Origin of the sequence: Pseudomonas canadensis, assembly GCF_000503215.1 — a bacterium.
Classification (GTDB): domain Bacteria; phylum Pseudomonadota; class Gammaproteobacteria; order Pseudomonadales; family Pseudomonadaceae; genus Aquipseudomonas; species Aquipseudomonas canadensis.
Window position 1 is genome coordinate 114,865 of sequence record NZ_AYTD01000005.1, and the last position, 14,226, is coordinate 129,090.

A 14,226-nucleotide genomic window follows, 5' to 3' on the forward strand; every position below is an offset into this window, starting at 1 on the left:
TCGCCAACGTGATCTCTGCGGGCCTGGGGTAACCTGGGCCCGTTATTGCCAATGGACTTGCTCATGTCGCGCCGAAACGTCGATCTTCCTCCCCTCAATTGCTTGCAGACCTTCGAAGCGGCCGCCCGCCATTTGAGCTTTACCCAGGCGGCCCACGAACTGAATCTGACCCAAAGTGCGGTCAGCCGGCAGGTCAAACGTCTCGAAGAAGACCTGGCCCGTCCACTGTTCTATCGGCTGGCCCAGGGCTTGAGCCTGACACCCGCTGGGGTGCGTTATTTCCGTACCGTCCAACGCCTGTTGCGCGAGCTTGATCGCGAGTCCGCCGAGTTGCGCAGGCGCGGTGCCGATCGCCAGTTGACCCTGGCCAGCACGCCCACCATCAGTTCCATCTGGCTGGCCGGTCTGTTGCCGCAGTTCCAGCACGACCACCCGGACTTGGATATCCGCATCCTGTGCAGCGAAAGCCCCAGCCACTTGGATGTCAGCGAATATGACCTGGGCCTGTTCTATCACCTGGATGAATTGGCCGCGCCCCACGGCCTTGAACTGTCGCCGGTGTTCGACAGCGAGCAGGTCATCACCGTGTGCAGCCCTGGTTACCTTGAGCGTCACGGCCCGATTCGCGACCTGCACCACTTGCTGCACGCTCATACCCTGCTGATCGTGGAGGACCACCACCACGACTGGTTGACCTGGGCCGACTGGTTCACTGATGCCGGAGCCGACTATTACACCCCGCGTCATGCCTTGCGGACCAACAGCTATCAACTGTTGATGCAATCGGCGGTGATGGGGCATGGCGTCGCTTTGGGCTGGAAGCGCTTGCTGGAAAGCGACTTGGAGTCCGGCCGTCTGCAAATGGCCTTGCCCCACAGCATGCACAGTCGCGGTCGCCTGCACTTGATGCAACCGCACCACCGCAACCCGCCGGCGGCGGTGCGTAGTTTTCGTCAGTGGTTAATCGCCCACGCCGGTCGCATGAATGACGTTACAAGCCCATCAGCCGGTAACCCACCTGCAACTCGGTGATGAAATGCTTCGGCTGCGCCGGGTCCGCCTCCAGTTTGCGTCGTAAGTGCGCCATATGCACACGCAAGTAGTGCGCGCGGTCCACGTAATCCAGGCCCCAGACTTCCAGCAGTAATTGCCGGTGCGTCAGCACCCGGCTCTGGCCGCGAATCATCGCGCAGAGCAAACGGTATTCGATGGGCGTCAGGTGCACCGGCTGGCGGTGGCGCCACACTTCATGGGTCGCCAAGTCGACTTCGATGTCGCCAAACGCCACCTTGCTGGTGGCCGCCACGGTGCCGGTCTGACCATGCCGTCGCAGTTGTGCGCGGATACGCGCGAGCAACTCGGGCACGCCGAAGGGTTTGGTCAGGTAGTCATCGGCACCCGCGTCCAGGGCGGCGACTTTCTCTTCTTCGCGATCACGCGCCGACAGCACCAGAATCGGCACCGACAGCCAGCCGCGCAGTTCGCTGATCAATTGTTTGCCATCGCCATCCGGCAGGCCGAGGTCGACGATCACCAGGTCAGGTTGACGGCTGGCGGCGTGGATCAAGGCGCGTTTGACGCTGTCGGCCTCGAACACCTGAAAGCCTTCATCCTGCAGGGCGATACCGACAAAACGGCGAATATTGGCCTCGTCCTCGACAATCAAAATACGTGCTGTGCTCATAGGGGTTCCAGAGAGGGCGGGCTGCCCGCCGGTAGCGTGATGATGAAATGCATGCCGCGCTGCTGGCCGGGCCTGGCTTCAATCTGCCCGCCGTGTGCTTCGACGATGCGTTTGGCCAGTGCCAGGCCCAGGCCGATGCCGGTGATGGACGACTCCTGCTGGCCGCGTGCGAAGGGTTCAAACAGAGGCGCCGGCGCGCCGCCAGGGCCGGTGTCGCTGACCTCCAGTACGATGCTGTCCCCGATTTTGTCTGCACTGACGGTAATGGTCGTACCGGGCGGGGTGTACTTGGCGGCGTTGTCCAGGAGGTTGACCAGCACCCGTTCGAGCATCAGCGCGTCAACCTCCACCAACGGCAACTGTGCGGTCAGCAGGGTATTTACGACGTGCTGCGCCAACGGCTCACGCAACTGGCGCAGGGCACTGCCGACGATTTCTTCCAGGGAATGCCACTGTCGGTTCAAGCGCACGCCGCGCTCCTGCATACGCGCCATGTCCAGCAGGTTTTCGATCAAGCGTTGCATCGATGTGGCTTGTTCGTGAATGCCCTGTAGCAGTTCGGGCAGTGGGCCGGGTGGGGCGTGGGGCAGGGCGGTGTCGGCGGCGCCGATCAGGGTGGTCAACGGCGTGCGCAGATCGTGGGAAATGGCGGCCAGCAAGGTGTTGCGCATTTTTTCACCCTCAATCTGCACCAGGGTGCTTTGGGCCACTTCGACGAAGTGCACCCGCTCCAAGGCAATTGCCAACTGGCTCATGCAGGCTTCCAGCAGGCGACGTTCCTGCGGATCGTTCAGGCGCTCGCTTTGCGCCAGTTCCAGCACCAGCACGCCGCGCACACGCATCGGCGCCTTGAGTGGCAAGTAGCAACCCTTGGCTGCGGACAATGTGTCAGTACCGTGGCCGGCCGCCTGGCTATGGTCGTAGGCCCATTGGGCGATGCTGTCGTCAATCGGCAGGCCGCCAGCGCCAGCGCTGTGCACACCGTCGGCGGCGTCCGGCAACGCCAGGCCGACCCGCGCTTCAAAGACGCCGCTGAAGGTGCGCAGGGCCACCTCGCTGATTTGCTCCACGGTCAGTGCGGCCGACAAGTCACGGGCGAGACGCGCCAATGAGGTCGCGCGCCGTTCTCGAGCTGCGGCCGTACGGGCCTCGTGGCGCAGGCGTGCAGTGAGTTGCCCGGTGATCAGGGCGATACCGAGCATCAGCGCAAAGGTAAAGAAATATTGCGTGTCGGTGACCGTGAACGAGTAACGCGGCTGCACGAAGAAAAAGTCGAAGCACAGCACCGCGAGCATCGCTGCCCACACGCCCGGGCCGCGTCCATAACGCAGCGCCACCAGTACGACGGTGAGTAAAAACAGCATGACCACGTTGGCCAGGTCGAACACCTGAAGCAGCAAGGCAGCGATGGCGCTCGCGGCAAAGCAGGCCAGACTGGCCCAGAGGTAGGCCAGCCGCGTGCCAGGTTGTGGTGCGACTTTTTCGAATGCAGGCGGTTTGCCTGGGAGTAACCCGTGAGCGATCACAATCTGGTCGATGTGCGGATGATGACGACTGATCCGATCACTGACCGATTGATGCCACAACCGCCACGGCTGACGTGGATGATGGCCCAATACCAGGCGGTTGGCATTGTGTTCGCGCGCGCAGGCCGCCAGGGCTTCGGCTACGTCCATCCCCGGTAGCGTAGCGGTGTCGGCGCCGAATTCGCTGGCCAGGGTCAGGGTTTTCATGGCGGTCAGGTAACGCTTGGCGCCGCGCCCTTGGTGCGTGGCCACATGCACCACGATCCAGTCGGCTTCGAGTTTTTGCGCCAGGCGCGCAGCTTCGCGCACCAGTCGCTCGTCGCCGCTGTCGCCTGCGATACCGACGAGCAACCGCTCGCGGGCCGGCCACAATGTATTGATCGAGCGTTCGCGACGGTAGGTGCGCATTTGCTGGTCGACGCGGTCTGCCGTGCGCCGCAAGGCCAGTTCGCGCAAGGCCAGCAGGTTGCCCTTGCGGAAGAAATGCCGCGACGCGCGCGCCGCCGCAGGGCCCAGGTATACCTTGCCCTCCTTGAGGCGTTGCAGCAGATCATCGGGTGGCAGGTCGATCACTACCACTTCGTGGGCGTTGTCGAACACATGATCCGGTATGGTTTCACGCACCCGAATACCGATGATCCCACTGACCAGGTCATTCAGGCTTTCCAGATGCTGGACGTTGAGCGTGGTCCACACATCGATGCCCGCACTCAGCAGCTCTTCGACGTCTTGCCAACGTTTTGGATGGCGTGAACCGGGGGCGTTGCTATGGGCCAGTTCATCCACCAGTACCACGGCGGGATGCTTGAGCAGGGCGGCGTCGAGGTCGAACTCGCTGTGGGCGAACTCACGGTGCAGGAGGGTGGCGCGGGGCAGTTGTTCCAGGCCATGGAGCAGATCGGCCGTCTCCACGCGGCCATGGGTTTCCACCAGCCCTGCGAGCACGTCACGGCCCAGCGCCGCTTCACGTTTCGCCGCCGTGAGCATGGCGCAGGTTTTGCCCACCCCGGCGTTGGAGCCGAAGTAGATACGCAGTTTGCCGCGCAAGGCGGCCTGTTCTTCCTGCTGTATCCGGGCGAGCAGGGCGTCGGGGTCGGGGCGTTCCTGATTTAATGCAGGCATGTCATTCCTGATGAAGACAGGCGCCGGCAAGCCGACGCCCACGGTTGAGGGCAGGTATGGCTTACACGAGTCCGAGCCCGGTCAGCAGCATGTCGATCAGCTTGATCCCGGCAAACGGCACCAGCACCCCACCCACGCCATACACCAGCAGGTTGCGGTTGAGCAGCGCCGCCGCGCCGATCGCTCGGTAGGTCACGCCGCGCAAGGCCAGCGGGATCAGCGCGATGATGATCAACGCGTTGAAAATCACCGCGCTGAGGATCGCCGAGTTGGGGCTGCTCAGGTGCATCACGTTCAAGGCGCCCAGCTGTGGATAGGTCGCGACAAAGGCCGCCGGGATGATCGCAAAGTACTTCGCCACGTCATTGGCCACGCTGAAGGTGGTCAGGGCGCCACGAGTCATCAGCATCTGCTTGCCCACCTCGACCACTTCGATCAGCTTGGTCGGGTTGCTGTCGAGGTCGACCATGTTCCCGGCCTCTTTCGCCGCCTGGGTGCCGCTGTTCATCGCCACCGCCACGTCTGCCTGTGCCAGCGCCGGCGCGTCGTTGGTGCCATCACCGGTCATGGCCACGAGCTTGCCCTGGGCCTGGTAGTCGCGGATCAGTTGCAGCTTGTCTTCCGGGCGGGCCTCGGCGAGGAAGTCATCCACACCCGCCTCCACGGCGATGGCGGCGGCGGTCAGGCGGTTGTCGCCGGTGATCATCACGGTTTTGATGCCCATGCGCCGCAGCTCGGCGAAGCGCTCCTTGATCCCGCCCTTGACCACGTCCTTGAGTTCCACCACGCCCAGCGCTTTGGCCCCGTCGCTCACCACCAGCGGTGTGCTGCCGCGCCGCGAGACTTCATCGACCTTGGCCTGCAACGCCGCAGGAAAACTGCCGCCCAATGCCTCGACATGGCTGCGAATCGCGTCCGCCGCGCCTTTGCGAATCGCCCGGCCTTCGGGCAGGTCGACGCCGCTCATGCGGGTTTGCGCGGTGAAGTGCACAAAGCTGGCGCCGAGGGCGTTGATGTCCCGCGCGCGAATGTCGAACTTCTGCTTGGCCAACACCACGATACTGCGGCCTTCCGGGGTTTCGTCGGCCAGGGAGGCGAGTTGCGCGGCGTCCGCCAGGTCCGCTTCCTTCACACCCGGTGCCGGCAAAAAGTGGCTGGCCTGGCGGTTACCCAGGGTGATGGTGCCGGTCTTGTCCAGCAACAGCACGTCCACATCCCCCGCCGCCTCGACCGCACGGCCCGACGTGGCGATCACGTTGGCCGACATCATGCGGCTCATGCCCGCCACGCCGATGGCGGAGAGCAAACCGCCGATAGTGGTGGGGATCAGGCACACCAACAAGGCCACCAGTACAGTGGCGCTGATCACGCTGCCGCTGCCGCTCATGGCCACGGCGAAGATCGAGTAGGGGCTCAGGGTGGCAATCACCAGCAGGAACAGCAGGGTCAGGCCCACCAACAAAATCGTCAGCGCGACTTCGTTCGGGGTCTTCTGCCGCTTGGCCGATTCGACCATCGAGATCATGCGGTCGAGGAAGGATTCGCCGGGGTTGACGCTGATACGCACTACCAGCCAGTCCGACAGCACGCGGGTGCCGCCGGTGACCGAGGAAAAGTCACCGCCGGCCTCGCGGATCACCGGCGCGGATTCACCGGTGATTGCGCTTTCATCCACCGACGCGACGCCTTCGATCACCACGCCATCCAGCGGCACCAGGTCGCCGGCTTCGATCAATACCACGTTGTCCTTGCGCAGTTGGCTGGCTTCCAGCGGCAACCAGGCGCTGCCGTGACGCGGTTGTTGCAGCAGTTTGGCCAGGGTCTGGCGCTTCATGCCACGCAGGCTGGCGGCCTGTGCACGGCTGCGGCCTTCGGCGAGGGCCTCGGCGAAGTTGGCGAACAGCACGGTAAACCACAGCCACAACGTGATACTGAGAATAAAACCGCTGGGCGCTTCACCCTGGCCGCCCAGGGACTGTAGCCACAGCAGCGTGGTGAGGATGCTGCCCAGGTACACCACGAACATCACCGGGTTTTTCAATTGGGCCTGGGGCAGCAGTTTCTTCAGTGCATCAACAGCGGCAGTGAGCAGGATGCTTCGGTCAAACAGGGGCAAACGGGCATTCTTCATCATCTCTTACTCACTGACCGCGATGGAGGGCTGACGAGCATCCAGCGCCAGGTTGAGTTGCAGTACGTTGACCCGTGGCTCGCCGAGCAAGCCCAGGACGCGGGCGCTGGTGTGTTGGCTGAGCAGATGCAGCAGCTCGGGTTCGGGGATGTGCCGCAGGCGGGCGACCCGTGCCAGTTGCAGGCGCGCGTTGGCCACCGAGATATGCGGGTCGAGGCCCGAGGCGGAAGCGGTCACGGCGTCGACCGGCACTTGGGCGTCGGCGGCGAGGGCGTTGTCCAGGCGATAGGCCTGGACCCGCGCGGCCACCTGGTCCACCAGCTTCTGGCTGGTCGGGCCGAGGTTGCTAGCGCCGCTGGAGCCGGCGTTATAGGGCTGCGAAATGCTTTTGCTGGGGTCTTGCGGGTCGGCGCCGAGGGTCATGCTCGGGCGCCCATGGAAGTACTGGGGCTGGGTGAAGTGTTGGCCGATCAGGCTGGAGCCGATCACCAGGCCATCGCGTTCAATCAACGAGCCTTGTGCCTGGAACGGAAACAACAATTGCGCCGCCACGGTGGTGAACGCCGGGTACGCGAGCCCCGTCAGCAGCATGAAAAACACCGCCGACACCAGCACCGGGCGCAGCAGGCCTTTGAAGAGTGATTGAGTGGTCATCTACGTGTCCTCAGTTGTACGTCTGGCCGGAGAGCAGCTGCAGTTGCTCCACCAGCGGGCCGAGCGCAAGCGCCGGCAGGAAGGTCAGGCCACCGACCACCAGCACCACGAACACCACCAGCAACATGAACAGCGGGGTGGCGGTGGGGATGGTGCCAGCGCCGGCAGGTACGGTTTTCTTCATCGCCAGCGAGCCGGCTACGGCCAACATTGGAAGCATGGTGAAGAAGCGTCCGATCAACATCGCCAGGCCGATGGTGGTGTTGAAAAACGGCGTGTTGGCGTTCAACCCGGCAAAGGCCGAACCGTTATTGGCGGTGCCGGAGGTGTAGGCGTAGAGCACTTCGCTGAAGCCGTGCGGGCCGAGGTTGTTGAGGCTGGCCATGGTGTCCGGCCATAAGGCTGCGAGGGTGGTGAAGCCGAGGATGCTGATGGGATGCGCAAGCACCGACAGCATCACCAGTTTGATCTCTCGGGCCTCGATTTTCTTGCCGAGGAATTCCGGGCTACGGCCGATCATCATGCCCACCAGGAACACCGTCAGCAGGGCGTACTGGATCAGGTTGATAAAGCCCACGCCGTCGCCACCGAACACGCAGTTGAGCATCATCTGCGCCAGGGGCACGAAGCCGCCCATGGGCGTCAACGAGTCATGCATGGCGTTGACCGAGCCCGTGGTCGCGGCGGTGGTGGTGGCGATGAACAAGCTGCTGTCGGCGATGCCGAAGCGCAGTTCCTTGCCTTCCATGTTGCCGCCGCTCTGTTCGATGGACAGCGCCTGGTTGGCACCGGCCTCGGTCAACAGCGGGTTACCCTGTTGTTCGGCGCCGTACACCAGCGCAATAAAGCCAATGAACATGACCAGGAAAGTGCCGAAAAAAACCCAACCCTGACGGCGTTGCAACAGCATGCTGCCAAAGGTGTAGGTCAGCGCCGAAGGGATCAGCAACATGCTCAGGATGTGCAGGGCGTTGGTCAGCGGCGTGGGGTTTTCGAACGGGTGCGCCGCGTTCATGCTGAAGAACCCGCCGCCGTTGGTGCCGATATGCTTGATCGATTCAAAGCTGGCAACCGCGCCGACAATCAACTGTTGCTGCGCGCCCTCCAGCGTAGTGGCCAGGGCTTGGGACGCAAAGGTCTGCGGCATGCCCTGCCACACGTAGACCAACGCCATGCCCACGCACAAAGGCAGCATCACCCGGTAGAGCGTGCGTGTGAAATCGACCCAGAAGTTGCCGATATCGGCCGAACTGGAACGGCTCAATCCACGGATGAAACCGGCCGCTGCGACGACGCCAGAAGTAGCCCCGACAAACATCAGAAAAGTGATGACCGCCATCTGGCTGAAGTTCGACAGGCTGGTTTCACCCGAGTACGCCTGCCAGTTGGTGTTGGTGATAAACGACGCGGCGGTGTTGAACGCCAGGTCCGGCGTTTGTGCGGCGAGCCCCAGCGGGTTGATCGGCATCACCGCTTGCAGGCGCAGCACCAGATAACCCAGCAGCATCATCGCCGCGTTCGACAACAACAGCGCCGACCCGTAGCGGGCCCAGCCCATGGTTTCCTGCGGGTCGATGCCCAGCAGGCGATAGGTACCGCGTTCCGGCAGGGCGTGGCGGTTCCCGGTGAAGACCCGGGTCAGCCACTTGCCCATCAGTACGGCGAGCCCGGTCATCAACCCCAGGATCAGCGCAAATTCCAGCACAGTGCTTAACATGTCGTAGCTCCGTTCAAATCTTGCCCATGGCGACAATGGCCATGGCAGTCGTTGCGAAAAACACCAGGCAAAGGCCAATGAACATCAAGTCGTACATGGCGAGCTCCCTAGAATTTTTCAGCACGAATGAGGGCGTAGCCCAAGTAAGCGAACAGACCGACGGCACATAAGCCGCTGGCGATGTAAATGAAGGTCAGTGTGAACACGGTGAAACTCCCCTTGGTGAATAAGCCGGGGGAGGTTAAGGGCCCGGGTATCAAGCTCGGGCACTCATTGGGGGGCGCGACATTAAGACGGTGTATAGATGAGTGTTTGGCAGACGAACGAAAACAAGGGATATCCCGGTGCCGGGGTATCCCTTGAAAGTCTGGGGTTCTGCGGATTTCGGTGACCCGCCTATTTGGCTTTCTTTTTCTTCTCGTCGCGGCTGGCGAGGTGTTCGAAACAGAAAGCGGCAGTGCCGAACAGCGCGATCATTGTCAGGACGATCATGCCTAAAGTTGAACTTTCCACGATGACTTCCTACGGGTGTTGGGGTAGGTGCTCAAGGTAGAGGCGAGGTGAAAACGGCTCAATAGACCCGACGCAATCCTTACGCCGTCGGATCCATTGTTACGCATTCTTTACGGGGCGTTGCGGCTGTGGCGGTAATCGCTGACCGCCTCATACACAGCCTTGCGCAAGCGGTTGATACCGCCGATGGGACGGTGCTCCGCTACACCAAACCAAGGGTTGAACGACTGGTTGTCGCACGCCAGGTTCTGCTCGGGGGTGTCGAAATCCTGCGCCGGGATACGTACCTTGGCCACGGTTTCATAGGGCGCATCACTCTCTTTCCATTCGATGCTGGTGTCTTCGATCGGCATGAATTTTTGTGGGTTCTGCCGCTGGATCTGCAGCACGAAACACGCAGGCGTGCGGTCGGTGGACAGCTGCTGGCTCAGGGCGCTGCGCAGGAAGTTTGGCAGGTCCTGGTTTTGCTTGGGCAACACATACTCCGGGCAACTTTGCGGGTCGGGCGCGACACGGAACTTGGCGTTGGCCGCACCGAACTTGTAGGGCGACACTGAAAAGTACGTGGTTTGCGTCGGGCTGGCCGGTGCCGGCGCCAGGGTCGCCAGGGCGATAAACAGATGTCGCACCTGCCAGGTCCTTGGGTCGACCTTGGGGAAGAACGCCAGGACTTTCTTGCCGTCCGCTTGCGCGCCGATGTTCTGCGCGTACTCCGCCACATCGCTGACAAAGAAGTTCGGATGGCTGAACATCACGAAGTCCTGTTCCGTGCGCGCCTGTTGGTCGGCCAGCAGTTGCTTGCCCGGCACATCCAGCAGCTTGAGCGCCATGCCCCGCGCATCACGGATACTGTCGAACTGCGGGTAGGCGTTGCCGTTGGACAGTCGCATCATCGCCTGCCAGGTCTTGCCTGGCTCGGTGAATACGCCCTGGCGCAGCGCTGGGTCGAGGTCGGCCAACACGCTGACTTCGGCCTTCACGCACCCATGGGCCTTGGCATGGGCATCGCGCAGGTAGCGCGTGCCTTCACGGTGCTGGTCAACGATGCGCACCGCCGTCTGGATGATGCCTTGGGTCATCGCCGCCTCACCGGACGGAATTTGCTCGTTCGGTGACACCGGGCCGCTGTGCTGCCAGGCGTACCAGGCACTGGCGCCCAGCCAACCGAGCAGGCCGAGGCCCACCAGCCACAGCAGGGTCTTGCCGAGGAACGCGCCGATGCGCAGCCACAGGCGGGCGAGCAGGGAAGGTCGGTCGTAGGGTGATCGAATCATCATGGCAGTTGTTGCTCCAGCGGGCCGCCCAGCACTTTGAGGTATTCCAGCAGCGCCCAGCGTTCCTGCGGCAGCAGGCCACGGCCGATTACGCCGTTGCCACGCTGGCCAGCGCGGAATTCGTGACCGCTGTTGTGGTTGCCGGTGATTTTGGTATCGAACACAAAGGCATTCTTGAACGCACCGGTCTCGAAGCCGAGGTGGCGCGGGTCGTAGTTGAACGTGCCTTTATAGAAGGTGGTGCTGCGCTCGTCCTGAGGCGAGAGCAACTGGTAGATCGTCGGCACCGAACCGTTATGCAGGAACGGCGGTGTCGCCCAAACGCCTGCCAATGGCCGCGCCTTGTAAGCACGCAACTCGCGCACACCGATGGGCAGGCCGTAACCGTCGAGGCGCGGGCGCTCGGCCAGGGTCACACCAGCGGCGCGGTAGGCATGTTCTTCGACGAAGGCGGTGACGTAGGCGAGGCCCTTGGCCACGGACATCTTTTTCAGGTCCAGTGGCTCGGTCGGCGTCGGGTGCAGCTCTACGTTGAGCTTGGCCAGTTCCGCCAGGTCCCATTGCAACGCGCTGAGGTCATAGCGCTGATCGGCGATGTTGCTGGCGGTGCCGGGGTCGGTGCCGATGTAGTCCACTGGCAGCATTTTCAGCTGTTGCACCGGGCGTCCGCCTTCCTGGATGACGCTGGGCACGTGGCAGCCGGCGCAGTTTTCGGCGAACAGTGCACGGCCTTGGGCGGCGAGCGGCTTGTCGATGCTGCCGAACAGGTCCTCGGGCCAGGTCGGTGGCTTGAGGCGTTGCAGGGTTTCTTCGATCAGGTTGAGGTCGCGCACCCTTACGCTGGACGGGTAACGCGCATCGCCCTGAAGCGGCTGGCCGGCGGCGTCGAAAAAAGTAAGCGTCGCACCGACACCCAGGGCTTCACCGATATTGCGTGCCATGGGTTGCTGGGCCGAACCGTTCCACTGCACCCAATCGAACGTCCAGATATCCCACAGCTGCGGGTAGTCCACCGGTGCGTTGGCGACGCGATAGTTGTCCGCAGAAATGGCATCGCCAAAGCTGGCATTGGCGATACGGCCAAAGGCGTCCGTGCGGCCGGGGCCTTCTTCTGTGGGGTAGAGGCCGCGGTGGGTATCGTTCCAGGCCACCTTGAGGAACTTGTTCAGCGACTGCTTGAAGTCCTGGCGCAATTGCTTGTGCTCGGCGTCGTAGCGATCCCCCAGCACCTGCCGGGCGAAACGCTCGAACTTCCACGGGTTGTAATAGGTGGCGGCGAGGCTGGCGACCAGGGCCTGGCCAAAACTGCCGCCGCGCAAGGTTGGCACGCTGGACGGCAATACGTGCTGGGCGGAACCGCCATCGATACGCAGGGCCTGGTTTTTGTAACGCAGTTCGCCGGTGTGGCAGGCGGCGCAGGTGATATCCAGGTATTCGGCGTTGCTGTCGGCGTTTTTATGCCGGGCGAAACCCACCGGCAGGTTGCCGGGGTTTTGTGCGGTGGGCACTTGCTTGGGATCGACCAGGAAACCGAAGCGCGCCAGATACGCCGGCGTAGCAAAACGCTGCTCGGAAAACGGCAATTCCAGGGCGGTGAACCAGTCGTAGTGCAGGCCTTTTACCTGGGTGCCCTGGGGCGTGAAGTAATAGGTCTGGCGGTCGGCGGCACTCCATTGGTCCTGGTAGTGCACCTGCTCCACGGGCACGTAGTCCGGCAGCTTGGGGTTGACGGTGTAATAGAGCACCACGGCCAGTACTAGGACCAAAATGGCGAATATCAGGAGTAAAACACGGGAAAAAATGCGCAAGATAACTATCCTTGTCGAGTTGTAGCGCTGTTATGCCACTACGGCACAAGTGCGGCAAGTGGCCATGAGCCCGGTAGTGGGCTGCCCCGCGATCCGTCGCGGGCCTCCATCATGAATGAAAATGCTTTTAAACACGTGAACTTATCAGAAGTTTCCCGCTCACATGCCGGTAGCCATTGGTCGTGGCCGCCTGATAAGCTCGCGACTTTATTCGAATGCCCTTTTGGCGCATGAACAAGGAAATAGCATGAAACAGCATCGGTTGGCGGCGGCGGTGGCCCTGGTTAGCCTGGTACTTGCGGGTTGTGATTCGCAGACCAGCGTAGAGCTGAAAACCCCGGCGCAGAAAGCTTCCTACGGCATCGGCCTGAACATGGGCAAGAGCCTTGCCCAAGAAGGCATGGATGACCTGGACTCCAAAGCAGTCGCCCAAGGCATCGAAGATGCCGTCGGCAAGAAAGAGCAGAAGCTCAAAGACGACGAGCTGGTTGAAGCGTTTGCCGCACTGCAGAAGCGTGCTGAAGAACGCATGACCAAAATGAGCGAAGAGTCGGCAGCCGCCGGCAAGAAATTCCTCGAAGACAACGCCAAGAAAGACGGCGTCGTCACCACCGCTTCCGGTCTGCAGTACAAGATCGTCAAGAAAGCCGACGGCGCCCAGCCTAAGCCGACTGACGTGGTGACTGTGCACTACACCGGCAAACTCACCAACGGTACTACCTTTGACAGCTCCGTGGATCGCGGTAGCCCGATTGACCTGCCGGTCAGCGGCGTGATCCCAGGTTGGGTCGAAGGCCTGCAACTGATGCACGTCGGCGAGAAGGTCGAGCTGTACATTCCTTCCGACCTGGCCTACGGCGCACAAAGCCCAAGCCCAGCGATCCCAGCCAACTCCGTGCTGGTGTTCGACCTGGAACTGCTGGCCATCAAGGACCCAGCCAAGGCTGACGCTCCTGCTGCACCGGCTGCCAAGAAGTAATAAGCGCCTGAACACACAACGCCCCGTCTCGACGGGGCGTTGTTGTTTCTGGGGGTTGCGAAATCCGAGCCCGCGAACATCCGATCGAACGCCTGCAACCTGCAACAGTCTGATATAAGACTCGAGTACGGGTAGCCGCACATCAATGCCAAGTCAATGAAATCTTGGGTTTTTTTTCAGTGCGCAAAAAACGCCCGATCTGACTGCAAGCCTTGTAGTACGTGGCTTTCAGCGCAGAAAATAGGCTCTGTTCACAAGGTTATCCACAATTTGTGTGGATAACCTTTTATGTCGCCTGGAACTGGAGTGACCGATGAAACCACCCTTCAATTTCACCCGATTCCTGCCCATGGCTGCACGTCTCCTGGGCCGTGGCCGCTTGCCGACGCTGCTGTTCGCCGTCGCTGCCAAGGGCTCCAGCCAGGGTAATCGACTGGGCAAGCTCAAGGATGACCTCAAATTGCTCCAGGCCTTGTGCCTGGCTTACTGGCGCGGCGAGTACCGGGCGATCAGTCCCAAGGCACTGATCTCGGTGGTGGCAGGCTTGATGTACTTCCTTAGCCCGATTGATGCGATCCCGGACTTTATCCCCATGTTTGGCATGCTGGACGACATTGCCGTGCTGGCATGGGTCATGAAGACCCTGGACGGCGAACTGAGCGCTTTTCGCGCCTGGCGCGACGCCCAGCGTCCGGAAAAGCTTGCCGTGGTTGAGCGCCTGCCTGCGACGCCCGTGCTGCTGTCCAAGGAAAACCCGCAAAAAAACGGATGATGTGACTATCCCCCTGCGACCTTTGTGGCTGTTAGGATTACACTCC

The 14,226-nt window shown here is 62.0% G+C and carries 11 protein-coding genes; 3 read left to right on the plus strand and 8 right to left on the minus strand.

The window, feature by feature from the left end:
• Positions 1 to 63 precede the first annotated feature (63 nt).
• A complete protein-coding gene (locus U367_RS01000000129840) occupies positions 64 to 1,032 on the plus strand; it encodes a LysR substrate-binding domain-containing protein (RefSeq protein ID WP_050587831.1) in 969 nt (322 codons plus the stop codon).
• Here U367_RS01000000129840 and U367_RS0103995 read toward each other — a convergent pair.
• The 8 genes from U367_RS0103995 to U367_RS0104040 form a co-directional block, all read right to left on the minus strand.
• Positions 992 to 1,684 carry a response regulator gene (locus tag U367_RS0103995; RefSeq protein WP_028615773.1) on the minus strand — a complete coding sequence of 231 codons (693 nt, stop codon included), beginning with the start codon at positions 1,682 to 1,684 and terminating at the stop codon, positions 992 to 994. The two genes, U367_RS01000000129840 and U367_RS0103995, sit on opposite strands and share 41 nt — an antisense overlap.
• Complete coding sequence (locus U367_RS0104000) at positions 1,681 to 4,332, minus strand: sensor histidine kinase (protein WP_028615774.1); 2,652 nt, start codon at positions 4,330 to 4,332, stop codon at positions 1,681 to 1,683. The genes U367_RS0103995 and U367_RS0104000 overlap by 4 nt, the downstream gene beginning before the upstream one ends.
• 61 nt (positions 4,333 to 4,393) lie before the next feature.
• Positions 4,394 to 6,463, minus strand: coding sequence for a potassium-transporting ATPase subunit KdpB (kdpB, locus tag U367_RS0104005; RefSeq protein ID WP_434801799.1), 2,070 nt, complete (start codon positions 6,461 to 6,463; stop codon positions 4,394 to 4,396).
• Between the two features lie 6 nt (positions 6,464 to 6,469).
• Positions 6,470 to 7,117, minus strand: a complete 648-nt coding sequence (gene kdpC / locus U367_RS0104010) for a K(+)-transporting ATPase subunit C (RefSeq protein WP_028615776.1) — start codon at positions 7,115 to 7,117, stop codon at positions 6,470 to 6,472.
• A 10-nt stretch (positions 7,118 to 7,127) separates the two neighbouring features.
• Positions 7,128 to 8,834 (minus strand): potassium-transporting ATPase subunit KdpA, encoded by a 1,707-nt coding sequence (gene kdpA, locus U367_RS0104015; RefSeq protein ID WP_028615777.1) that lies wholly within the window; start codon positions 8,832 to 8,834, stop codon positions 7,128 to 7,130.
• A gap of 107 nt (positions 8,835 to 8,941) precedes the next feature.
• Positions 8,942 to 9,040 carry a K(+)-transporting ATPase subunit F gene (gene kdpF / locus U367_RS0104025; protein WP_028615778.1) on the minus strand — a complete coding sequence of 33 codons (99 nt, stop codon included), beginning with the start codon at positions 9,038 to 9,040 and terminating at the stop codon, positions 8,942 to 8,944.
• A gap of 417 nt (positions 9,041 to 9,457) precedes the next feature.
• Positions 9,458 to 10,624, minus strand: a complete 1,167-nt coding sequence (locus U367_RS0104035) for a catalase family protein (RefSeq protein WP_028615779.1) — start codon at positions 10,622 to 10,624, stop codon at positions 9,458 to 9,460.
• Complete coding sequence (locus U367_RS0104040) at positions 10,621 to 12,429, minus strand: di-heme-cytochrome C peroxidase (protein WP_028615780.1); 1,809 nt, start codon at positions 12,427 to 12,429, stop codon at positions 10,621 to 10,623. Before U367_RS0104040 ends, U367_RS0104035 begins: the two co-directional genes overlap by 4 nt.
• Positions 12,430 to 12,676: 247 nt before the next feature.
• On the opposite strand from U367_RS0104040, the gene U367_RS0104045 reads away from it, so the two are divergent.
• Positions 12,677 to 13,408, plus strand: coding sequence for an FKBP-type peptidyl-prolyl cis-trans isomerase (locus U367_RS0104045; RefSeq protein WP_028615781.1), 732 nt, complete (start codon positions 12,677 to 12,679; stop codon positions 13,406 to 13,408).
• 313 nt (positions 13,409 to 13,721) lie between these two features.
• Complete coding sequence (locus U367_RS0104050) at positions 13,722 to 14,180, plus strand: YkvA family protein (protein WP_028615782.1); 459 nt, start codon at positions 13,722 to 13,724, stop codon at positions 14,178 to 14,180.
• The last annotated feature ends 46 nt before the right edge of the window (positions 14,181 to 14,226 follow it).